Raw genomic sequence first — 21321 nt, 5'->3', positions numbered from 1 at the left:
CGTCAGGAGAAGAGGCCGCGGCGTTGGAGGGACTGGCGGAGCCAGCCGTCGAGTTCGGCGGTCCAGTCGGTGCGGTCGGCGGTGGCGTGGTCGACCGTGAACCGGCCGAACGCGTCCCGGCCCTCGGTGAAGACGCCGCCGCGCTTGTCGACCTCCAGCACCACCTGCATCTGCTGCGGATCGGCGATGAAGGTGACCTCCAACTGGTTGATCGAACGGGCGTACTGCGGCGCCGGACTGAACTCGATCTCCTGGTAGAACGGCAGCGTCTGCCGGACGCCGTAGATGTGACCACGCTCCACATCGGCGCGCGCGAACCGGAAGCCCAGCCGCAGCAACGCGTCCAGCAGCCGTTCCTGCGCCGGCAGCGGGTGCACCGACACCGCGTCCAGGTCGCCCTTGTCGACCGCGCGGGCGACCTCCAGCTCCGTACGCAGCCCCATCGTCATGCCGTGCAGGTGCTGCCCGTACAGCTCGGTGACGGGTGTCTCCCACGGCACGTCGAAGCGGAACGGGATGTCGTGGCGCTGCCCCGGCTCCAGCCGGAACGCGCCGGTGACCCGCTGGCGGTGGAACTCCTGGGTGGTGTCGTAGTTGTTGTCGCCGCTCTCCACCTCGACCCGGGTGACCAGGCCGAGCGTCACGTGGTCGATGTCGACCTGGTGGTCGCCGCCGAGCACCTGGATGCGGCCCTCCAACTGGCCGCCCGGGCGGCAGTTCGGGTTGGCCAGCACCGTCTCCACCGACGGGCCGCCGACCCCCATCGCCTTCATGAGCCGCTTGAAGACCACGTCGCTCTCCATCTCCTGTCGCGTCGACCGTGGGTGGCCGACCGTCGGCACGGTAGCCGGGGCGGTCAACGACGCACCGGGACGACACACCGCGCCCGTGACCCGGCCGGATTGCTGTCGGGTGCCCGATCGCCTCACTCCCGTTTTACGCCCCGCCCGCCAAGCTGTGTGTCACACCGGCACCACTGGGCCGGAGACACGGCACAGACGTGGAAACGGGGAGAGACAGAGATGGTCCTGCAGATGACGGAACACCGGACGCGCCCGGCCGCCAGCACCGACACCGACGGGGCCACCGAGGTCCTCGCCGACCTGGACGCCACCGACGAGCGTGGCATCTCCACCGACCTGGTCCGGGCGTATCTCAACGGGATCGGCCGGACGAAGCTGCTGACCGCGGCGCAGGAGGTCGACCTGGCCCGGCGCATCGAGGCCGGCCTGTTCGCCGACGAGAAGCTCGCCACCTGCACCCCGGTCTCGCCGGCGCTGCGGGCCGATCTGGAGCTGGTCGTCGCGGAGGGCCGGGCGGCCAAGGACCATCTGCTGGAGGCGAACCTGCGGCTGGTGGTCAGCATCGCCAAGCGCTACACCGGACGTGGGATGGCCTTTCTCGACCTGATCCAGGAGGGCAACCTCGGCCTGATCCGGGCGGTGGAGAAGTTCGACTACGCCAAGGGCTACAAGTTCTCCACCTACGCCACCTGGTGGATCCGGCAGGCGATCACCCGCGCGATGGCCGACCAGGCCCGCACCATCCGCATCCCCGTACACATGGTCGAGCAGGTCAACCGGATGGTTCGGGCCCGCCGCGAGCTGGCGGTGACGCTGGGCCGCGAACCCACGGTCGCCGAGGTCGCACGGGCTCTGGACATCCCCGAGTTCCAGGTCATCGAGCTGATCTCGTACGACCGGGAGCCGGTCAGCCTGGACCAGGCCGTCGGCGACGACGGCGAGAGCGCGCTCGGTGACTTCGTGGCCGCGGTGGACCCGCGCGCCGAGCCGGGTGACGCGGCCGCTCAGGGCGAGCTGCGCAACGAGGTGAGCATCGTGCTGGCCACCCTGTCCCAGCGGGAGCAGGCGGTCATCCGGCTCCGGTTCGGGCTGGACGACGGCCGGCAGCGCACGCTGGACGAGGTGGGTCGGGAGTTCGGCCTCTCCCGGGAGCGGATCCGGCAGATCGAGAAGGTGACGCTGCTGAAGCTGCGCGCACCGGAGCGGGCCCAGCGTCTGGAGGCGTACGCCTGCTGACGCAGTGGCGCCCACGAAGGCCCCGGCGGTTCGCCGGGGCCTTCCGTGTTGTCGAGGTGCTTGACGCGGGCACCGATCCACGCTACAAACCATATGGTTATAGAACCAGGAGGTTATAAGCAGTGGGCACGGAGCTGTTGGACGCGACATTCGCGGCGCTGGCCGACCCGACCCGGCGGGCGATCCTCGCCCGGTTGGCGGGCGGTGAGGCGACCGTGACGGAGCTGGCGGAGCCCTTCGCGATGAGCCAACCGGCCATCTCCAAGCACCTCAAGGTGCTGGAGCGTGCCGGCCTGGTCAGCCGAGGGCGGGACGCCCAGCGCCGGCCGTGCCGGCTGGAGGCCCGGCCGCTGCGGGAGGCCACGGCCTGGCTCGCCGACTTCCGCGACTACTGGGCGGAGAGTTACCAGCGCCTCGACGCCCTGCTCGACGAACTGAAGGCCGTCGACCGGACCGACGCCGAGCGCCGGCGCACCCGACCGGACGGGACGCGCGGGTGAGCGGCGCCGACGACCCGCTCGTCGTCCACACGCCGGGCGATCGGGAGATCGTGTTGAGTCGGCTGTTCGAGGCGCCGGCACCCCTGGTCTTCGCCGCCTTCACCCAGCCCGAGCTGCTGGTCCGGTGGTACGGCGCGCGCGGCTGGCGGCTGGCGGAGTGCGACGTCGACCTGCGGGTCGGCGGGCGGTGGCGGTTCGTGTCGCTCGGCCCGGAGGACGCCCGGATGGTCCAGGCCGGGGCCTACCGGCAGATCGAGGCACCCCACCGGCTGGTCTACACCGAGCTCTTCGACGACCAGTCCTACCCGGGCGAGACGCTGGTCAGCCACGAGTTCACCGAGCTGGCCGGGCGGACGACAGTCACCACCACACTGCAATACGCCACCCCGGAGGGGCGCGACACCGTGCTGCGGTACCCGATGACTCGGGGGGTCGGGCAGAGCTTCACGCGGCTCGCCGACCTGCTGCGCCAGACAACGACGATGCGAGGAGAGCAACCATGAACTGGACGTTGGAAGTGGTGGTCGTGCCGGTCTCCGATGTGGACCGGGCGAAGAAGTTCTACGCCGACCGGCTCGGCTTCGTGGTGGACCACGACACGGTGCTGGGCGACGACGTGCGCATCGTCCAGCTGACCCCGCCCGGCTCCGGCTGCTCGGTCGTGATCGGCAAGGGCGCCGTCCCGGACATGCCGCCGGGCTCGCTCAAGGGCCTGCAACTGGTGGTGCCCGACCTGGAGCGTGCCCGCGCCGAGCTGGTCGAACGTGGCGTGGAGGTCAGCGAGATCCAGGTGCTGGGCGCCAACCCGAGCCCCACGCCGCACCCGCTGGACAACGTCGGCTTCGTCTTCTTCACCGACCCGGACGGCAACGCCTGGGCCGTCCAGCAGATCTCCAGCCGCGCCTGACCGGACGCGGCGAAAAGGGGCGTTCACAGGCGACGGGGGCCGGTGTCCGGTCGGGCGGCCACACCGCCGACCCGCACCTGGGCGTGCAGGACCGAGATGCCGTCCGGTCGGGCGAGCACCGGGTTGAGGGTCAGCGACCGCACCCGGGGCTGCTCATCGGCGAGCTGGCCGACCCGCAGCAACAGGTCCGCCAGGGCCGCGCGGTCGACCGGTGCGGCGCCCCGGTGCCCGCGCAGCAACGGCGCCGCCCGAGGCTCGTCGACCAGCTCGGCGGCGTCCCGGTCGGTCAGCGGCACCGCACGCCAGGCCCGGTCGCCGAGCAGCTCGGTGGCGACGCCGCCGAGACCGAAACCGACCACCGGCCCGAACGCCGGATCCTCCACCAGCTCCACCACGCAGGCCACCCCGGGCGGGACCATCGGCTGCACCAGCACCTCCGCCCCGAAGACCGCCGCCAGCTCGGCGTACGCCCGGCGGACCGCCGGCTCGTCGGGCAGGTCGAGCCGGACCGCGCCGAGGTCGAGCCGGTGCCGCAGCCCCGGGGCGGCGGCCTTGAGCGCCACCGGGAAGCCCAGCCGGATGGCCGTCCCGGCCGCGCCGTCGACCGAGTCGACCGGCACCGACGCCACCACATCGATGCCGTACGCGGCCAGCAACTCCGTCGGATCGGTGGCGTCGGCGCGCAGCGCGGCCTGCGCGGCGGCCCGGTCGATCCGGGGCAGCTCGGGCGCCACCCCCGGCGGTCGGCGCAGCCACTCGGCGTACCGGTGCACCCGGGCGAGCGCCCGCACCGCCTCCTCCACGCCCCCGTACGCCGGCACCCCCGCCGGCAGCCGGCCGACCAGCAACGTCGCCACGGTCGGCTTGCCCAGCGCGAGCACGGCCGGCAGCGCGGCGGTGACGTCGGCGTCCACATCGGTGAGCTGGCCGGGCAGTGGCGGTGCGATGACCACCACCAGGGCGTCCACCCGGTCGTCGCCGGCCGTCTCGGCCAGCGCGGCCGCGAACTCGCCGGCGCCGGCGCGCGGCCCGACGTCGCGGGGATACCCGTCGACGACGGTGAGGCCCTGCCCGGCGCAGGCGGTGGCGGCCAGGCCGGTGAGCGCCGAGGAGTTGCCGACCACGCCGACCCGGCCACCGGCGGGCAGCGGCTGGTTGGCCAGCAGCACCCCCACGTCGAGTAGCTCGGGCACGGTGTCCACCCGGATCACCCCGGACTGGGCGAAGAGCGCGGCCACCGCCACCTCGTCCGGCCCGGCGGTGTCGCCCACCCCGGCCGGGCGGGCCGGTGAGGCGAGCGCGACAACCGGCTTGGCACGGCCGATCCGCCGGGCCAGCCGGGCGAACTTTCGCGGATTGCCGAAGGTCTCCAGGTACAGCATGATCACGTCGGTGCCGGGGTCGTCCTGCCAGTACTGGAGCAGATCGTTGCCGGAGACGTCGGCCCGGTTGCCGGCCGAGACGAAGCTCGACAGCCCCAGGCCACGCCGGTCGGCCTCGGCGAGCAGCGCCACCCCGAACGCGCCGGACTGGCTGAAGATGCCGACCCGGCCGGCCGGCGGCAGCGCCGGCGCGAGGGTGGCGTTGAGGCGTACCGCCGGATCGGTGTTGGCCACACCGAGACAGTTCGGGCCGACCACCCGCATCCCGGCGGCGTGCGCCGCGCGGACCAGCGCACGCTGCGCGGCCGCGCCCTCCGCGCCGGCCTCGGCGAATCCGGCGGAGATGACCACCAGGCCGTGCACCCCGGCGGCGGCCGCGTCGGTCACCACCCCGGACGCCGCCTCCGGCGGCACGGCCACCACCGCCAGGTCGACCGGCACCCCGGCGTCGACCGCCGAGGGGTACGCGGGCAGCCCCGCCACGGTCGACGCACTCGGATGCACCGGCACCACCGCACCGGTGAAACCGCCGTCGCGGAGGTGCCCGAGCACCGCCGCGCCGACACCCTGGCCGGTCGCGCTGGCGCCGTAGACGGCGATGCCACGCGGGGCGAGCAGCCGGGCGATCGAACGGGCCTCGGTGCGGTGCTCCCGGCCGCGCTGCACCTCCAGCGTGGCCTCGGTCGGCGCGATCGGGAAGCTCAGGTGGACCACGCCGTCGGCGAACTCGCGCTGGACCTGGTAGCCGAAGTCGGCGAAGACCCGCAGCATCGTGCCGTTGGCCGGCAGCACCTCGGCGACGAAGCTCATGATGCCGTTGCGCCGGGCCGCGTCGGCGAGGTGCTCCATCAGCACCGAACCGATGCCCCGCCCCTGGTAGGCGTCCTCCACCACGAAGGCGACCTCCGCCTCCGGTGCCTGCGGCCCGAGCCGCTCGTAGCGGCCGACCGCGACGATCCGGTCACCGGCCAGCACCACGAACGCCTCCCGGTCGTGGTGGTCGACCGTGACGAAGCGGATCAGGTCACGCTCGGGGATGCGCGGGTACGGCGAGAAGTAGCGCAGGTAGCGGGTGCGCTCGGAGAACCGGCCGTGCATCGCCACGATGGCCGGCGCGTCGTCCGGGCCGATCGGCCGCAACTGGACGGTGCTGCCGTCGCTGAGCAGCACGTCCACCGGCTGGTCCACGGTGGTCACCGGCGGTCCTCCCCCGGCCCGGCTCAGTCCCGCGGGTCGTACGGGTCGAGCCCGAGCAGCGGGAAGACCGTCTTGCGGGTCGCCGCGATCGCCCGGTCCACCGCGTTGGGCTCGCCGGTCGGCTGCCACGGCTCGAACGACGGGTCCGCGTCGTCGGTCATCCGAAGCGGCACCTCCCGGCCCGGGCGGCGGGCGGCGGCCAGCGCCCGCCAGGCCGGCGGGGTGAGCGTCGCCGGGTCGAGCGGGGTGCCGGTGGCCACGGCCAGCAGGTGGGTCCAGGCCCGGGGCACCACCTCGACCAGCGCGTACCCGCCGCCGCCGGTGGCGACCCAACGGCCGTCGCACAGCTCGTCGGCGAGCGCCCGCAACGCCACGTAGGTGGCCCGCTGCCCGTCCACCGTCAGGTTGAGGTCGGCGAGCGGGTCCAACCGGTGCCCGTCGGCGCCGCACTGGCTGACCAGCACCTGCGGCCGGAACGCCCGCAGCACCGACGGCACGATCGCGTGGAACGCCCGCTGCCAGCCGGTGTCGTCCACGCCCGGCGGCAGGGGCATGTTGACCGCGGTGCCCTGCGCGCCCGGCCCGCCGGTCTCGTCCGGGAAGCCGGTGCCCGGGAAGAGCGCGAGCGGGGTCTCGTGCACGCTGACCGTGAGCACCCGGGGGTCGTCCCAGAAGATCTGCTGCACCCCGTCGCCGTGGTGCACGTCGACGTCCACGTACGCGATCCGCTCGGCGCCCAGGTCGAGCAGACGGGCGATGGCCACCGCCGGGTCGTTGTAGACGCAGAAGCCGGAGGCCCGGGCGGGCATCGCGTGGTGCAGGCCACCGGCCACGTTCACGGCCCGCCGGGCGTCACCCCGCCACACCGCCTCGGCAGCGGCCACGGTGGCGCCGGCGATGAGCGCGCTGGACTCGTGCATCCCGTCGAAGACCGGGTTGTCGGACGTGCCCAGCCCGTACCCGGCGAACAGCGGGTCGCGCGGCGCGGCGCGCACCGCGGCCAGGTAGGCCGGGTCGTGCACCCGGGTGAGCAGGGCGTCGTCGGCGGGCTCCGGCTTGACCAGGCGGACCCCCGGCCGATCCAGGATGCCCAGCTCGCGGGCTAGCGCGACGGTCAGCTCCACCCGGACGGGGTCGAGTGGATGCTCACCCATGTCGTAGGCGAGCAGCGACTCGTCCCACACCACCACCGTGTCGTCGGACATGAGCCCATCGTCGCACGAGGACCGTCACCGGCCCACCGCACGCGCTGGTCAGCGGCCGGGTGTCGGCCCGGAGGCGACCGGCCGGGACGGGTCGGCCACCCAGTTGCTCCACGATCCGACGTAGAGGGCCGCGTCCGGTCGGCCGGCCAGGTGCAGCGCGAGCACGGCCTGCGCGGCCGTCACACCCGAGCCGCAGTACGCCCCGACGGAACGCGCCCCGGTCACCCCGGCGGCGGCGAACCGCTCGCGCAGCACGTCGGCGGCGAGGAAACGCCCGTCCGGGCCGACGTACTCTCCGGCGGGCAGATTCGCCGCGCCCGGCACGTGCCCGGCCACCGGATCAATCGGCTCGACCTCTCCCCGGTAGCGCGGCGCGGCCCGCACGTCGAGCAGCACGGCGTCGTCGGCGGCGGCCAGCGCGGCGGCCTGTCCGGCGTCGAGCACCGGAAGATCACCCGGGCGCACCTCGACGTCACCGGGGATCGGGGCGGGTGCCGTGGTGGAGACGGGTCGACCTGCGGCGACCCAGGCCGGGTAGCCCCCGTGCAGCAGGCGGACAGGGCGGTGCCCGGCCCAGCGCAGGGTCCACCAGGCGCGGGCGGCGGCCAGCCCGTCGCCGCCGTCGTACACCACCACCGGGTGATCGGCGCGGACGCCGGCGGCCCGCAGCGCGGCCTGCAGGGCTGCCGGGTCGGGCAGTGGGTGCCGGCCGCCGGCGCCGGGCGGCCCGCAGAGCGCGGTGTCCAGGTCGACGAAGACCGCGCCGGGCAGGTGGTTGGCCAGGTAGTCGTCGCGGCCGGGCGGGCCGGTGAGCCGCCAGCGGACGTCGAGCAGGGTGGGCGGGTCGGCGCGGTCGAGCTCGGCGGCGAGCCGGTCGACCTCGACCAGCTGATCCTCGGTACCGGACATGGCGACCATCCAACACCATCCGGGTCGCCGTCACCCGGCTCGGCGGCGGTCGATCGCCGTTCGCCGAGGTAGCATCGTGCACCGGAGGGCCGCTGACGTCATGAAGTCTCACGACCTGGTCGACACGACCGAAATGTACCTGCGCACCATCCTCGAACTGGAGGAGGAGGGTGTGCCGCCGCTGCGCGCCCGCATCGCCGAGCGGCTCAGGCAGAGCGGCCCGACCGTGAGCCAGACCGTCGCCCGGATGGAGCGCGACGGCCTGCTCACCGTCGAGGGCGACCGGCACCTGGTGCTCACCCCACAGGGCCGCGGCACCGCCGTGTCCGTGATGCGCAAGCACCGCCTCGCCGAGCTGTTGCTCGTCAACGTCATCGGGATGCCCTACGAGGAGGCCCACGAGGAGGCCTGCCGCTGGGAGCACGTGATGAGCGACGCCGTGGAGAAGCGGGTGTACGACCTGCTCAACCGGCCGACCCGCTCCCCCTACGGCAACCCGATTCCGGGGCTGGAGGGGCTGGGCTCGCTGGAGGCCGAGCCGACCGCGGCTGGCGAGGGTGAGCGCAACCTGGCCTTCCCCGGGCTCTCCGGGCCGGTCGTGGTGCGTCGCATCTGCGAGAGCGTGCAGACCAATGCCGACGTGCTGCGCCAGCTGCACGCCGCCGGCGTCGACCCGGGCGCCACGGTGACCGTGGCCCAGGAGCGCGACGGGGTCTCGATCGACCGCTCCGGGGACCGGGTCCGGCTGCCCCGCGAGGTCGCCTCCCGGGTCTTCGTCGCCGCCAGCTGACCGACCGCCGGCCAGGGAGGTCGGCCCCCGGCGTCACAACGCCCGGGTGTCCACCTTCTTGGCCAGCGCGATGAGGTCACCGGTCAGCTTCTCGGCCGCCGAGCGCTCGGCGCCACGGGCGGTGGTCCAGCTCAGCGTGGCCAGTCGACCCTCGGTGGCCAGCCAGCCCACCTCGGCCACCGGCCCCTGACCGCTGGCCGCGGCGGTGGTCCGCCGGTACGCCTGTTGACCCAGCCCGGTGACCTTCGCCGCCTTGTCGGGCACCACGTCCGCGCCGAAGGTCGTCTTGTCAATCTTGGCGTCGGTCACGCTCAGCGTCAGCTCCGGCAGCGTCGCACGCTCGGCCCGGACCACGCAGGTGTACGTGTCGCCCCGCTCGCTGGCGGCCGCCACGTCGAAGCGCACCTTGATCAGCTGCTCGATGAGGGTGAAGTCCAGCAGGCGGCAGGCGCCGCCCGAGGAGGCCGCCGCCACGTCCACCGCGATCGGCGCCGGCGGCGGCACCGCCACCGGCTCGGCCTCGGCGGCGCAGCCGCTCACCAGCAGCCCCGCCAGCCCGGCCACCACGATCCGCCCGCGCACTCTCCACCCTCTCGCCGACCGACGGCGGGAAGGTGCCCGCCCGGATGTCCGTCGGACACCGTACGGGGTGTCCGGGCCGGGCGGAAGCCCTCGTTCGGCGGGTCCGCCGCGACCCCGCCCGCGCTCATCCGACCGGCGGATCATCCACGTACGGGCAGTGCCGGCAGCCGCGGCCGCAGCACGTGCCGCGTCGCGCCAGGAAGCCGGCGCTGAGCACGAACAACCCGGTCGCCGGGTCGAGGTAGCCGACCTCCCCGGCCGCCAGCGCGGCGGTGTGGGCGGCGAGAATCCGGGCCCGGTCGGGGTGGTCGGGCGGCAGCCGGGACGGGTGCGGCTCGGTAAGCGGCCGGTCCGCCAACGGTCGTCGCTCTCCGGTCACCGCAGCAGTCTAGGGACGCCGTCCGGGGCCCAGCGCTCACCCGTGCCGGGCCAGGGCGGCCGCCACCTCGTCCCGGCCGGCGCCAGCGGCCAGCAGCAGACGCAGCAGCACCCGCGCCTTGTACGGGTCGAGCAACCCTCCGTTGAGCAGCCCGCGCCGTTGCAGGTCGGTCTCCGAGCCGACCGCCCCGTACGTGTGCCGCAGCACCGACCCGGCCCCGGAGCGGGAGGTGAGCACGACCGGCATTCGGGCGGCGAGGTCCCCGAGCACCGGTGCCAGCGCGGCCGGCACGTGCCCCACCCCGAAGCCGGCCACCACCAGGCCCTGGTGGGTGCCCGCCAGGCCGTTCAGCAGCAGCCCGTCGTCGTCCAGCGCCACCACGTACAGGGCCACCCGCGTCGCGTCGAGCCGGTCCGGGTCCACCGGCGGCAGCGGCTCGTGCCGTCGCGGCCGGGTCAGCATCCGTACCTCCCCCTCGATCACCTGCCCGAGCGGGCCGGCGTTGGGCGCGGCGAAGGTGGCGGTGCTGGTGCTGTGCGTCTTGCGCAGCCAGCGGGCGGCGTGCACCTCGTCGTTGACGGCGACCAGCACGCCCAGGTCACGGGCGTCCGGCGCGGCGGCCACCCGGAGAGCCGCCAGCAGGTTCGCCGGCCCGTCGGCGCCGGCCAGGGTGGGGTTGCGCATCGCGCCGGTGAACACCAGCGGGGCGGCGTGCGGCCAGACCAGGTCGGCCAGGAACGCCGCCTCCTCCAGCGTGTCGGTGCCCTGGGTGACCACCACGCCGGTCGCGCCGCCGGTCACCGCCCGGGACGCCTCCGCGACCACGTCGAGCAGCTGCCGGCCGGTCAGGTGCGCGCTGGGCACCGCCTGCGTGTCCCGCACGTCCACGGGTACGCCCAGCTCGGCGAGGCCGGGCACGGCGGCGGTAAGGTCCGCGCCGGTCAGTCGGGTGACCACACCCGGGCGGCTGGCATCGACGCCGCCCATCGCGATCGTGCCGCCGAGGGTGATCAGGGCGATGGACACGGGTGGAGCCTCCGTTCCGCCGCCGGGCGCCAGCGGCCCTGGGACCGTACCGGCACGCCCCGGCCGGGCCGACGCCCCGTCCGTCCGGGGGCGAAATGCGGTGTCGCGGAGGATCGCGGCCCCGATACAGTCCCCGGGCCGCCGGCCGGCGGCGCGCGGGACCGCACAGACAGGCAGCGCCGTGACCCAGCAGGTGACCCAGGCCCCGGCTGGCACGACGGGAACCGGCCCGTCGCTGTGGCGCAGCAGGAACTTCCTGCTGCTCTGGGGCGGGCAGACGGTCAGCGAGCTGGGCACCCGGATCGCGAACGTCGCGGTGCCGCTGCTGGCCGCCGACACCCTGAACGCCAGTGTGTTCCAGGTCTCCCTGCTGACCGTCCTGGCCTGGCTGCCGTACCTGCTTTTCTCGCTGCCGGCGGGCATCGTGGCCGACCGGCTCGACCAGCGGCGACTGATGATCGCGTGCGACCTGGGTCGGGCCGCGCTCATGCTGTCGCTGCCGGTGGCCGCCCTGGTCGACCAGCTCACCCTCGTCTTCCTGTACGTGGTGGTCGGGCTCGGCGGGGTCCTCACCGTGCTGTTCACCGTGGCGTACAAGAGCATGCTCCCCCGACTGGTGCCGGCGGACCTGCTGGTGGACGGCAACGCCAAGCTCACCATCAGCCAGGACGCCGCCGAACTCGTCGGCCCGACGGTCAGCGGCGCGCTGATCGGCCTGGTCGGCGCCGCCCGGACGTTCCTGGCGAACGGGTTCGCCTTCCTGGTCAGCGCGCTGACGCTGATCCTGATCCGGGAGGCGCCGGTCCGCCGCGAGCCCGCCCCGCGGGTGCCGCTGCGGGTGGAGCTGACCGACGGGCTCGGCTTCATCCGGCGGCAACGGATCCTCGTCAGCATCCTGGCCTGCACCACCTGGTCGAACTTCTGGGTCATGGCGTCCAGCTCGATCGAGGTGACCTTCCTGGTGCGCGAGCTGCACGCCAACCCGGTGCAGGTGGGGCTCGTCTTCTCGGTCAGCGCCGTCGGCGGGCTGGTGGTGGGGGTGCTGGCCGCCCGGCTGTCGGCCTGGCTCGGCTCGGCTCGGGTGATCTGGGTGGCGATGACCGCGCCGGGGCCGTTCTACCTGCTCATGCCGCTGGCGCAGCCGGGCTGGGGCGTGCTGCTCTACGGGGTCGGGCTGGCCGCGTTCTCGGCCAACGCGGTGCTGTACAACGTGGCGGCGACGACCTACCGGCAGCGGATCACCCCACCGGCGATCCTCGGCCGGGTCAACGCGGCGTTCCTCTGGATCTGTTTCGGGGTGATCCCGCTCGGCGCGCTGACCGGCGGCGCGCTCGGCACCGCGCTGGGACTGCGCGGCGCCCTCTGGGTGTGCGTGCTGGGCACCTGGGCGGCGTGCCTGTTCGTGGTCTGCTCCCCGCTACGTCGGATGCGGGACATGCCGCCCGTGTCGCCGTGACGTTCGACGGTTTCGTCGTAGGGTCCGACGATGCTCGGCCCGGCATCCATCGACGAGCACGGAGGGACACGATGCGGAAGATCGTTGTGCACATGAGCCTGTCACTGGACGGGTTCTTCGAGGGCCCGGGCGGCGACCTCGGCTGGCACCAGGTCGACGACGAGCTGCACCAGCACTTCAACGACGTCATCGCCCCGATGGGCGGGTTCCTCAACGGACGGGTCAGCTACGAACTGATGGCAGCGTTCTGGCCGACCGCCGACCAGGACCCGACCGCCAGTGGCCCGATGCGCGACTACGCCCGCATCTGGCGGGACATGCCCAAGATCGTCTACTCCCGCACCCTCGACCACGCCGACTGGAACGCCACGGTGGTGCGGGAGGTCGACGTCGAGCAGGTCCGCAAGCTCACCGCCGAGCCCGGCGGTGACCTGGCGCTGGGCGGGGCCGACCTGGCCGCCACCTTCGCCCGGCACGACCTGATCGACGAGTACCGGATCTACGTCCACCCGGTGCTGCTCGGCCGGGGACGCCGGCTCTTCCCCGACACCGACGCCCCGACCGGCCTGCGGCTGGTGGAAAGCCGGCAATTCGGCAACGGCGTCGTCCTGCTCCGCCACGAGCGGGTCCGCTGACCGGCGCGGCCGGGAACGGTCCCGCGGGCACCGGGGTTCTGGGAGGGTGCGCTCATGACCACGTTCGCTGCGCCCGACGGGACGACGCTCGCCTACCGGCTCCTCGGCGGTGGCGAGCCGCTGGTCTGCCTGCCCGGCGGCCCGATGCGCGACTCGGCGTACCTCGGTGATCTCGGCGGTCTGGGCGCGTACCGGACGCTGGTCGTCCTCGACAGTCGGGGCACCGGCCGGTCGGCCGTGCCGGGGGACGTCTCCACCTATCGCTGCGACCGGCTGGTCGACGATGTGGAGGCGCTGCGCCGGCACCTGGACCTCGACCGGCTGGACCTGCTCGGGCACTCCGCCGGCACCAACGTGGCGCTTCAGTACGCCACTCGGCACCCCGAGCGGGTGGGCCGGCTCGCGCTGGTGACCCCGAGCACCCGGGCGGTCGGGCTCGCGGCGACCGCCGCGCTCCGCGAGGAGGTCACCCGGGTCCGGGCCGGCGAGCCCTGGTACCCGGAGGCGGTCGCGGCACTGGACTCCATGGTGTCCGGTCGGGCCACCGACGACGCCTGGCAGGCGATAGCGCCGTTCTTCTACGGCCGGTGGGACGCGGTGGCCCAGGCTCACCAGGCGGCCGAGCCCGGCCAGCGCAACCAGGAGGCGGCCCGGATGTTCGGTGCCGACGGAGCCTTCGATCCGGCGGCCACCCGGGCCGCACTCGCCGCACGTCGCGGCCCGGTGCTGCTGCTCGCTGGCGAGGTGGACCTCGGCGCGCCGCCGGGCCTGGTGGCCCAGCTCGGCGAGCTGATGCCGGGCGCCGACCTGGTCGTCCAGCCGGGCGCGGGACACTACCCGTGGCTCGACGACGCCGACCGGTTCACCGCGACGCTCGCGGCGTTTCTCGGCTGACCGTCGGCATCAGCCGCTTGAGTCTCCACCGGGGGGAGACAGCAGGGTGAGGGGCATGAACGGCGAGACGCGTCACACGATCGGCGAGCTGGCCCAACGGACCGGCCTCAGCGTCAAGACCATCCGCTACTACGCCGACCAGGGCATCGTGCCACCGACCGACCGCAGCCCGGCCGGCTACCGCCGCTACGGCCCGGAGGCCGTCGCCCGGCTGGAGCTGGTCCGGACGCTGCGCGACCTCGGCGTGGACCTCGCCGCCATCCGGCGGGTGGTGGACCGCGAGGTGCCGCTGCACGAGGTGACCGCGGCGCACGCCGAGGCGTTGGCCGTGCAGATCCGGGTGTTGCGGCTGCGGCAGGCGGTGCTCACCACGGTGACCCGGCGCGGCGGAGGCGCCGAGGAGTTGGAGCTGCTCCACACCCTGGCACGGCTCTCCGCGCGGGAACGTCACCGGTTGGTCGCCGACTTCCTCGACGCCGTCTTCGACGGCCTGGCCACCACGCCGGCGTACCCGGGGATCATGCGGACGCTGACGCCGGAACTGCCCGACGATCCCCGCACCGAACAGGTGCAGGCGTGGATGGAGCTGGCCGAGCTGGCCCAGGACCCGGACTTCCGGGCCAGCATGCGCCGGCTGGTCCGGGAGTACGCCGCCGACCACGACGTCCCGGGGCCACCTCGGCCGGACGCCGTCGCCGTGGTCCGGGACGCGGTGGCCCCCGCGCTGGGAGCCGGCCTGGATCCGACCGACGCCGAGGCCGATGCGGTGGTCGCGGCGGTCACTCGCCGGTACGCGGACCTCAGCAACCGCCCCGACGACGCCAACCTGCGCCGACGGCTGCTGGCCCGGCTGGACGCCGCGAACGATCCCCGCCGGGACCGGTACCTCGACCTGCTCTCCCTGATCAACGGCTGGGCCGCCGGCGGCGGGGTGACGCCGGCCTTGGACTGGTTCAGCCGCGCCCTGCGCGCCCGGATGCCCTCGCCGGCCGGGTGAGCTGTCCGCGACGGCCGCGGGCCGGCGGACGGCGGACGGCGGGGTCGGGCTCGCGTCAGGCGAACCAGGTGATGGCCTGGCCGTGCCCCCGCGACCAGGCCAGCGGCGTGCCGTCCCGCGCGAGGACGTTGTGCAGCCCCTCCCCCGGCGGCGCCGGCAGCCCGTCGTACGGCAGCACCTCCGGGGCCTCGTTCGCGACCCAGTGACCGGGCAGGTCACGGACCAGCCGGATGAACTCCTCCCGGCGCGGCACGGGCACCTGGTAGAGGACGGAGGTGTGGAAGACCACGAGCGTCGCGCCGGCCGGCGCCCGCGCGGCGAGCGCCGGGAGGTCGTACACCAGGTCGCCACGGACCAGCAGCGGCGGCTCGGCCGCGGCGACCGCCGCCGCGGCCCGCAGCCGCGCCCGCCGGTGCGCGTGCTCCGGCCAGATCAGCGCGTCCAACCAGGACACGTCGTCGGGGTCGGTCACGTCGAGCGGGTTGAGGTCCAGGCCGGCCCGCCACACCACCTCGGGTACGCGTGCCGGCGGGACCAACCCGCTGGCCGCGCACTCCAGGACCGGCTCGCCCGCGCCGACCCGGTGCTCGCCGTAGCGGTAGGCGTACCGGTCGGGATAGAGGCAGAGCCCGGCGGACGCGCCCACCTCCAGCAGGGCGAGCGGCTGCGGCAGCGCGGCGAGCACCGGCAGCAGGACCGCGCACCGGCCGGCCTCGTTCGTCTGGGTGGCCCGGGCCCGCACCTGCGCCTCGATGGCCGGCCAGTTCGCGATCGTGTAGTCGTGGAACGCGGCCGGGTCCTCGACCGGGCCGCCGAGCCACCGGACGACGCCGAAGAGCAGGTTCGGCTGCCGCTTGGCCGGCGGGAGCCCGTCGAGCAGGGCGAGCAGTTCGGCGTCCCGGGACACCGCCAGGGACAGCCGCTCGTACGCGGGCGAGATCCCGCGCACCTCGCGGCCGGCGAACGTGGCGTACGCCTCAGCCGTCGTCATGCCCCGATCGTCGCAGCCCGCCCCGGCGAATTCACACCCCGCTCCCGCTCCCGTGGCCGTGGCCGTGGTCGCCGTCGCACCGCGCAGGCTCGGCTGCACCCACCACTGTGAGCGGTATACCTCAGAGTCATACATATACCTCTGAGGTATAACCGCTTCACGGCACCTACCCTCCGCGAGGGCCTGCAACGCGGTGGCCATTGACCCGAAGGTCCTGCCGGGCGTGCACCGTGCCGTCGTCCGCGCGCTGTCGTCCAGAGCCCGACACGGGCCGAAACGGCGCTGCCCCGACCTCCGATAAGGGAGGCCGGGGCAGCTTTTCGCGTACGTCAGCTGCAGCCGCTGGTGGAGCCGCAGCCCTCGCAGACGTAGCAGCTACCGGCCGGGCGCATCTTCGTGCCGCAGGTGAAGCAGAGTGGCGCGTCGGCGGCCTTGCCGATCACGGCCTCCAGCAGTTCGGTGCTGGAACCCACGTTCGGGGCCGGCTTGGCGGCGGCCACGTCGGCGACCTCCTGGGCCGGCTGGGCGACGGCCTCCGGCTTGGCCGGGGCCTCCACCGGGGCCGAAGACGCCATCGCGGTCAGCTCCGCGCCGGTGACGCCGGCGGCTTCTGCGTCGGCCTCGGCCCGCAGCTGGGCGGCCCGCTCGCTGGCGGTGAAGATGCCCAGCTCGGCGCGGCGCTCGTACGGCAGGAAGTCCAGCGCCAGGCGACGGAAGATGTAGTCCATCACCGAGGCCGCCATGCGCACGTCCGGGTCGTCGGTCATCCCGGCCGGCTCGAAGCGCATGTTGGTGAACTTGCTGACGAACGTCTCCAGCGGCACGCCGTACTGCAGACCGATGCTGATGGCCACCGAGAAGGCGTCCATCACACCGGCCAACGTGGAGCCCTGCTTGGACATCTTGAGGAAGACCTCGCCGAGGCCGTCGTCCGGGTAGGACGACGCGGTCAGGTAGCCCTCGGCGCCGCCGACCGAGAAGGAGACCGTCTCGGACGGGCGCTTCTTCGGCAGGCGCTTGCGCACCGGCCGGTACTCGACGACCTTCTCGACGACCGGCGCGGCCTCGACGGCGGCCGGGGCGGCGGTCTTGTTCGACTTCGCCACCGAGAGCGGCTGGCCGACCTTGCAGTTGTCCCGGTAGATCGCCAGAGCCTTGAGGCCGAGCTTCCAGCCCTCGAAGTAGATCTTCTCGACGTCCTCGACGGTGGCCGCCTCCGGCATGTTGACCGTCTTGGAGATGGCGCCGGAGACGAACGGCTGGATCGCCGCCATCATCCGCACGTGGCCCATCGGGGCGATCGACCGCTCACCCATCGCGCAGTCGAAGACCGCGTAGTGCTCCGGCTTGAGGCCGGGGGCGTCCACCACGTGGCCGTGGTCGGCGATGTGCTCGACGATCGCCTCGACCTGCTCCTCGGGGTAGCCGAGGCTGCGCAGGGCGCGCGGCACCGTCTGGTTGACGATCTGCATCGAGCCGCCGCCGACCAGCTTCTTGAACTTGACCAGCGCCAGGTCCGGCTCCACGCCGGTCGTGTCGCAGTCCATCATGAAGCCGATGGTGCCGGTCGGCGCGAGGACGCTGGCCTGCGAGTTGCGCCAGCCGTTCTTGTCGCCGATCTTGTTGCCCTGGGTCCACTGCCTGGTCGCCTCGCGGACGATCGCGGTGGCCACCGGGCTGGTGGGCTTGATCTCGTCGTTGGCCGCCGCGTGCTTGCGCATGACCCGCTTGTGCGGCTCGGCGTTGCGGGCGTAGCCGTCGTACGGGCCGACGACGCCGGCCAGCTCGGCGGAACGGCGGTAGGCGGTGCCGGTCATCAGCGAGGTGATCGCCGCGGCGACCGAGCGGCCCTGCTCCGAGTCGTACGGCAGGCCGGTGGCCATCAGCAGGGCGCCGAGGTTGGCGTAGCCGATGCCGAGCTGCCGGTAGGCGCGGGAGGTCTCACCGATCTTCTCGGTCGGGAAGTCGGCGAAGCAGATCGAGATGTCCATCGCGGTGATGACGAACTCGACCGACCTGACGAACTTCTCCACGTCGAAGCCGCCGTCGGCCTTGAGGAACTTCATCAGGTTGAGCGAGGCCAGGTTGCACGAGGAGTTGTCCAGGTGCAGGTACTCCGAGCACGGGTTCGACGCGGTGATCCGGCCGGTCTCGGGGCAGGTGTGCCAGTCGTTGATGGTGTCGTCGTACTGCAGGCCCGGGTCGGCGCACTCCCAGGCGGCCTGGGAGATGGAACGGAACAGTTTCTTCGCCTCGACCGTCTCGATGGTCGCCCCATCGAGCCGACCCCGCAGGTCGAAACCGCCGTCGTTCTCCACCGCCGTCATGAACTCGTCCGAGACCCGGACCGAGTTGTTGGCGTTCTGGTACTGCACGCTGACGATGTCGGAGCCGCCCAGGTCCATGTCGAACCCGGCGTCGCGCAGCGCGCGGATCTTGTCCTCCTCGCGCGCCTTGGTGACCACGAACTCCTGGATGTCCGGGTGGTCGACGTCGAGGATGACCATCTTGGCCGCCCGCCGGGTCGCGCCGCCGGACTTGATGGTGCCGGCCGAGGCGTCCGCGCCGCGCATGAAGCTGACCGGACCGGAGGCGTTGCCTCCGGAGGAGAGCAACTCGCGGGACGAGCGGATGCGGGACAGGTTGACCCCGGAGCCGGAGCCGCCCTTGAAGATCAGCCCCTCCTCCTTGTACCAGTCGAGGATCGAGTCCATCGAGTCGTCGACGGCCAGGATGAAGCAGGCGCTGACCTGCTGCGGCGACAGCGTGCCGACGTTGAACCAGACCGGTGAGTTGAAGCTGAACACCTGGTGCAGCAGCATCCAGGTCAGCTCGTGCCCGAAGATCTCGGCGTCGGCCGGGCTGGCGAAGTAGCCGTACTCCTCACCGGCGGTGCGGTAGGTGGTGACCACCCGGTCGATCAGCTGCTTGAGCGACCACTCCCGCTCCGGGGTGCCCACCGCGCCCCGGAAGTACTTGGTGGTCACGATGTTCGCCGCGTTGACGCTCCACGACTCCGGGAACTCCACCCCGCGCTGCTCGAAGTTGATCGAGCCGTCCCGCCAGTTCGTCATCACGACGTCGCGGCGCTCCCAGGTGACCTCGTCGTACGGGTGCACCCCCTCGGTCGTCCACACCCGCTCGATCTTCAGCCCCGCGCTCGCGCTGACCTTGCTCCGTGACCTGCTTGTCGTCACACCATCCCCCGGCATCTCATCCGCCCCCTCGTCCACGCGGCCACCCGCCGCGCGTCCACCTGTCAGCAACACAAACCTCAATTGGTACGGCCGGCGGTCCCCGCCGCCCCGGCCTCCGCCGCGCCCTCCCGGGCTCGGGCGGCGGCCCGCAACGTCTCGATCTCCTGCTCGAAGTCGGCGAGCGAGTCGAAGGACCGGTAGACGCTGGCGAACCGCAGGTACGCCACCTCGTCCAGGTCCCGCAGAGGGCCCAGGATCGCCAGCCCCACGTCGTGGCTGGGGATCTCGGCCGCGCCCTTGGCCCGCACGGTCTCCTCGACCTTCTGGGCCAGCAGCGCGATCGAGTCCTCGTCGACCGGCCGGCCCTGGCACGCCTTGCGCACCCCGCCGATGATCTTCGTACGGCTGAACGGCTCGGTCACCCCGCTGCGCTTGACGACCGCGAGCACCGCCTCCTCGACGGTGGTGAACCGCTTGCCGCACTCCGGGCAGGACCGTCGCCGCCGGATGAGCTGGCCGTCATCGGCCTCCCGCGAGTCGACCACCCGGGAGTCGGCGTGCCGGCAGTACGGACACCGCATCGCCTACCTCCTAATCATGATCAACCACGGCGCATCCGGGCACTCCCGGGCACGGCTCGCCACGACGGTGCCATCGCCGATGGCCCCCGCCGTGATCGACGGTACGGGAGTGCGGTCGGTAGTCGAACCCAACCTGTAGGCAACTTACGCCCGTGTCACTACTACATCTAGGGGTTGACCGTATGTCGCTGGCGAAGCCGGGTCAAGTTGGCGGGCGTGTCCGGCGCGTCACGGACCATCCGGTCATCCGCACCCCACCGCCCCGCCGGAAGACCCAACGTCGAGACCCCGGCGCGGTTACCGGCCAGCCGGTCGAACCGGCCCGGAAAACGGCCGAGGATCGAACACCCGTACTACTCGACGTACCATTTATCAGAACATCCGTACGACCGGAGCGGTTTTTCACCCCGACACGCCGGTGACAGGTCGTACAGATGTTTGAAAATGACCGATCTCACCTATACGGTCAGGAACAACCGGGCGCGATGGATCTTCACCGCGGCCTGCGACGCAGAACCGTCGTGGCACCACCGCACGCACCACGAGCCGACGAGGCACCCAGCGCCGACCAGGGAGGACGGACGTGACCGAGGACCGGGCCAGCCGGCCGAAGAGCCCGCAGCAGATCACCGAGGCGGGTCCGCCGGCCACCCGACGCCGCAGCGCCGCGCGCAGCCGGACGGGCCAGCCCGCCGTGCGCCAGGTCACCCCGGTGGTCAGCGCCTTTCCCGACCCGGCGACGGTCGACCTGACCGCCCGCCAGCGCCGCATTCTGGAGTTCATCCGCACCTGGGTCGAGCGGCACGGCTACCCGCCGAGCGTCCGGGAGATCGGCGAGGCGGTCGGCCTGGTGTCGCCGTCCAGCGTCGCCTACCAGCTCAAGGAGCTGGAGAAGAAGGGCTTCCTGCGCCGCGACCCCAACCGGCCGCGGGCGGTGGACGTCCGCGCCCCCAGCGAGGCCATCGACGACGAGCTGAGCCGCGCGCAGCGGCCCACCCCGGCGTACGTGCCGATGCTCGGCCGGATCGCCGCCGGTGGCCCGATCCTCGCCGAGCAGGCGGTGGAGGACATCTTCCCCCTCCCCCGCGAGCTGGTCGGCGAGGGTGAGGTCTTCATGCTCCAGGTCAAGGGCGACTCGATGCTCGACGCGGCGATCTGCGACGGCGACTGGGTGGTCGTCCGGCAGCAGCCCACCGCCGACTCGGGCGAGATCGTGGCCGCCATGCTCGACGGCGAGGCGACGGTCAAGACCTACCGGCGACGCGACGGGCACGTCTGGCTGATGCCACAGAACCCGGCCTTCGACCCGATCCCCGGTGACGACGCCACCATCATGGGCCGGGTCGTGGCGGTGCTGCGCCGGATCTGACCGGTCGACGGGGTGCCCTGGGCGCTCACTCGCGCCCAGCCACTCGGTTCAACCTGCCACGGCCACGCGGCCGGGGCCCGTCAGTAGCGCTCGCCCCGGTGGCCGCGCTCGCCACCGGGATACGGCCCGTACGGGTCGGCGTCCTCGCCGCGCCGGCGACCACCGCGCTGGCCGCGGTAGTCCGGCTCCGGCCCACCGCGCCGGGGCGGCTCGGCCCGACCGCCGCCGGGCTGCCCGCCACCGCCGCCGTACACGCCACCACCGGGACGGCCGCCGCCCGGAGGA

21 protein-coding genes are annotated in these 21321 nt (G+C 73.2%); 11 read left to right on the top strand and 10 right to left on the bottom strand.

Annotated elements, in window-relative coordinates; all coding sequences use genetic code 11:
• Positions 1–2 precede the first annotated feature (2 nt).
• Positions 3–791, bottom strand: coding sequence for a sporulation protein (locus DKT68_RS03430; protein WP_109815978.1), 789 nt, complete (start codon positions 789–791; stop codon positions 3–5).
• Positions 792–1022: 231 nt separating this feature from the next.
• Here DKT68_RS03430 and sigB point away from each other — a divergent pair, with 231 nt between their 5' ends.
• From sigB to DKT68_RS03410, 4 genes are all read left to right on the top strand, one after another.
• Positions 1023–2039: an RNA polymerase sigma factor SigB gene (gene sigB, locus DKT68_RS03425; protein ID WP_109815975.1), complete on the top strand. Its 1017-nt coding sequence runs from the start codon at positions 1023–1025 to the stop codon at positions 2037–2039.
• A gap of 122 nt (positions 2040–2161) precedes the next feature.
• A complete protein-coding gene (locus DKT68_RS03420; RefSeq protein WP_109815974.1) occupies positions 2162–2539 on the top strand; it encodes an ArsR/SmtB family transcription factor in 378 nt (125 codons plus the stop codon).
• Positions 2536–3042: an SRPBCC domain-containing protein gene (locus DKT68_RS03415; RefSeq protein WP_109815973.1), complete on the top strand. Its 507-nt coding sequence runs from the start codon at positions 2536–2538 to the stop codon at positions 3040–3042. Before DKT68_RS03420 ends, DKT68_RS03415 begins: the two co-directional genes overlap by 4 nt.
• Positions 3039–3446 carry a VOC family protein gene (locus tag DKT68_RS03410; protein ID WP_109815972.1) on the top strand — a complete coding sequence of 136 codons (408 nt, stop codon included), beginning with the start codon at positions 3039–3041 and terminating at the stop codon, positions 3444–3446. The genes DKT68_RS03415 and DKT68_RS03410 overlap by 4 nt, the downstream gene beginning before the upstream one ends.
• A 23-nt stretch (positions 3447–3469) precedes the next feature.
• Here DKT68_RS03410 and DKT68_RS03405 read toward each other — a convergent pair whose 3' ends face one another.
• Genes DKT68_RS03405 through DKT68_RS03395 form a run of 3 tightly spaced genes read right to left on the bottom strand, consistent with a single transcriptional unit; the run spans position 3470 to position 8139 of the window.
• On the bottom strand, positions 3470–6025 hold the full coding sequence (locus tag DKT68_RS03405; RefSeq protein WP_109815971.1) for a bifunctional acetate--CoA ligase family protein/GNAT family N-acetyltransferase: 2556 nt from the start codon (positions 6023–6025) through the stop codon (positions 3470–3472).
• Between the two features lie 23 nt (positions 6026–6048).
• The gene (locus DKT68_RS03400) at positions 6049–7230 is read right to left on the bottom strand and encodes an acetoin utilization protein AcuC (protein ID WP_109815970.1); all 1182 of its coding nucleotides are present in this window, start codon (positions 7228–7230) and stop codon (positions 6049–6051) included.
• A 48-nt stretch (positions 7231–7278) separates the two neighbouring features.
• On the bottom strand, positions 7279–8139 hold the full coding sequence (locus DKT68_RS03395; RefSeq protein ID WP_109815977.1) for a sulfurtransferase: 861 nt from the start codon (positions 8137–8139) through the stop codon (positions 7279–7281).
• Between the two features lie 100 nt (positions 8140–8239).
• Between DKT68_RS03395 and DKT68_RS03390 the strand changes: the two genes are divergently transcribed.
• Positions 8240–8929 (top strand): metal-dependent transcriptional regulator, encoded by a 690-nt coding sequence (locus tag DKT68_RS03390; protein ID WP_109815969.1) that lies wholly within the window; start codon positions 8240–8242, stop codon positions 8927–8929.
• A 33-nt stretch (positions 8930–8962) separates the two neighbouring features.
• Here DKT68_RS03390 and DKT68_RS03385 read toward each other — a convergent pair whose 3' ends face one another.
• The 3 genes from DKT68_RS03385 to DKT68_RS30845 form a co-directional block, all read right to left on the bottom strand.
• Positions 8963–9511, bottom strand: coding sequence for a hypothetical protein (locus DKT68_RS03385; protein ID WP_109815968.1), 549 nt, complete (start codon positions 9509–9511; stop codon positions 8963–8965).
• A gap of 124 nt (positions 9512–9635) precedes the next feature.
• The gene (locus DKT68_RS03380; RefSeq protein ID WP_109815967.1) at positions 9636–9890 is read right to left on the bottom strand and encodes a DUF5522 domain-containing protein; all 255 of its coding nucleotides are present in this window, start codon (positions 9888–9890) and stop codon (positions 9636–9638) included.
• Between the two features lie 36 nt (positions 9891–9926).
• Positions 9927–10916: an asparaginase gene (locus DKT68_RS30845; protein WP_146218275.1), complete on the bottom strand. Its 990-nt coding sequence runs from the start codon at positions 10914–10916 to the stop codon at positions 9927–9929.
• A 181-nt stretch (positions 10917–11097) separates the two neighbouring features.
• Here DKT68_RS30845 and DKT68_RS30840 point away from each other — a divergent pair, with 181 nt between their 5' ends.
• The 4 genes from DKT68_RS30840 to DKT68_RS03360 all read left to right on the top strand — a co-directional run bounded on the left by DKT68_RS30840 (position 11098) and on the right by DKT68_RS03360 (position 14898).
• Complete coding sequence (locus DKT68_RS30840) at positions 11098–12372, top strand: MFS transporter (RefSeq protein ID WP_161556615.1); 1275 nt, start codon at positions 11098–11100, stop codon at positions 12370–12372.
• Between the two features lie 71 nt (positions 12373–12443).
• Positions 12444–13007: a dihydrofolate reductase family protein gene (locus DKT68_RS03370; RefSeq protein ID WP_109815965.1), complete on the top strand. Its 564-nt coding sequence runs from the start codon at positions 12444–12446 to the stop codon at positions 13005–13007.
• A 54-nt stretch (positions 13008–13061) separates the two neighbouring features.
• The gene (locus DKT68_RS03365; protein ID WP_109815964.1) at positions 13062–13901 is read left to right on the top strand and encodes an alpha/beta fold hydrolase; all 840 of its coding nucleotides are present in this window, start codon (positions 13062–13064) and stop codon (positions 13899–13901) included.
• A gap of 55 nt (positions 13902–13956) precedes the next feature.
• Complete coding sequence (locus DKT68_RS03360) at positions 13957–14898, top strand: MerR family transcriptional regulator (protein WP_109815963.1); 942 nt, start codon at positions 13957–13959, stop codon at positions 14896–14898.
• A 55-nt stretch (positions 14899–14953) separates the two neighbouring features.
• Here DKT68_RS03360 and DKT68_RS03355 read toward each other — a convergent pair whose 3' ends face one another.
• From DKT68_RS03355 to nrdR, 3 genes are all read right to left on the bottom strand, one after another.
• On the bottom strand, positions 14954–15889 hold the full coding sequence (locus DKT68_RS03355) for a DUF2332 domain-containing protein (RefSeq protein ID WP_109815962.1): 936 nt from the start codon (positions 15887–15889) through the stop codon (positions 14954–14956).
• 329 nt (positions 15890–16218) lie between these two features.
• Complete coding sequence (locus DKT68_RS03350; RefSeq protein ID WP_109815976.1) at positions 16219–19101, bottom strand: vitamin B12-dependent ribonucleotide reductase; 2883 nt, start codon at positions 19099–19101, stop codon at positions 16219–16221.
• A 62-nt stretch (positions 19102–19163) separates the two neighbouring features.
• Positions 19164–19667 (bottom strand): transcriptional regulator NrdR, encoded by a 504-nt coding sequence (nrdR, locus tag DKT68_RS03345; protein ID WP_109815961.1) that lies wholly within the window; start codon positions 19665–19667, stop codon positions 19164–19166.
• A 583-nt stretch (positions 19668–20250) separates the two neighbouring features.
• Here nrdR and lexA point away from each other — a divergent pair.
• Together lexA and DKT68_RS32335 are read left to right on the top strand one after the other, a co-directional pair.
• The gene (gene lexA / locus DKT68_RS03340; RefSeq protein WP_030337371.1) at positions 20251–21036 is read left to right on the top strand and encodes a transcriptional repressor LexA; all 786 of its coding nucleotides are present in this window, start codon (positions 20251–20253) and stop codon (positions 21034–21036) included.
• A gap of 98 nt (positions 21037–21134) precedes the next feature.
• Positions 21135–21321: hypothetical protein (locus DKT68_RS32335; RefSeq protein ID WP_201748879.1), on the top strand; the 187-nt coding region annotated here is incomplete at its 3' end.

This window comes from Micromonospora acroterricola, assembly GCF_003172955.1.
GTDB classification, from domain to species: domain Bacteria; phylum Actinomycetota; class Actinomycetes; order Mycobacteriales; family Micromonosporaceae; genus Micromonospora; species Micromonospora acroterricola.
This window is presented reverse-complemented; position numbering and strand designations above follow the sequence as displayed.